Source organism: Vibrio sp. M250220 (assembly GCF_036533795.1).
GTDB lineage: Bacteria > Pseudomonadota > Gammaproteobacteria > Enterobacterales > Vibrionaceae > Vibrio.
Window position 1 is genome coordinate 1 of the sequence record NZ_JATABI010000162.1, and the last position, 746, is coordinate 746.

A 746-nucleotide genomic window follows, 5' to 3' on the forward strand; every position below is an offset into this window, starting at 1 on the left:
TCTTTTTGACTCTCTAGGATTAGGGTGATGATTTTTTGTTTTTCTTCTATAGACGAACAGTAAAAATCTCTACGGCAGCAATACTCGGTGGCGGTATGACTGTCAATTCTAAACATAGTATCTTTCACTACGTTAAATAGAATTGGACTGTCAGAGAAGAAGATTTCGTGTTTTAGTACCGTTGGCTGAAAATTGGTCATCCCAAATGACATCAGTGCAAATGCCCCAGCACCGACAAGCGCCAAGGGGCCAAGTAACAAAACCGCAATAACACACACCGCAATCCCCACCCAAGCAAAACCACGCACGATTTTATAAGCCACCTCTGGGATCATATCTTGTTCTGTGTAACGAATACCCTGTGCAGTTAGGTGATAACAGCGATGTTTATCAGGTAAATATAGATACCTTGTCATCAACATCATCATCGTCATCAAAACAAAAGCCACCCAAAACATGGGGGTGTCTACAGTAAAATCTTCAAGAATAAACCAAAAAAAAACAAATATTGAATAGTTGACAAAGAACGCCACTCCCCACCTCCACAGGTGTTCGTATTTGCCACCCAATCCTTTGTGCTCCCAAGAGTAGGCTACATCAGCGTTATAAAGTTGTTCCTTAAGAGACTCTATACTTTGATCATTATTCATTAGTCGATTCTCACTTCAATAAGACGAGTGCCAAATTCTTTTGGCGCAGGCTCTACGGTTAAATCACCTTGTTTTTTACCTGACGCTATATAGCCC

General features: G+C 40.9%; 1 protein-coding gene. It reads right to left on the bottom strand.

From position 1 onward, the window contains the following. Window positions 1–650 (bottom strand): hypothetical protein (locus QTN94_RS20140; RefSeq protein WP_331428665.1); only part of this gene is annotated, 650 nt, incomplete at its 3' end. Window positions 651–746: the final 96 nt, after the last annotated feature.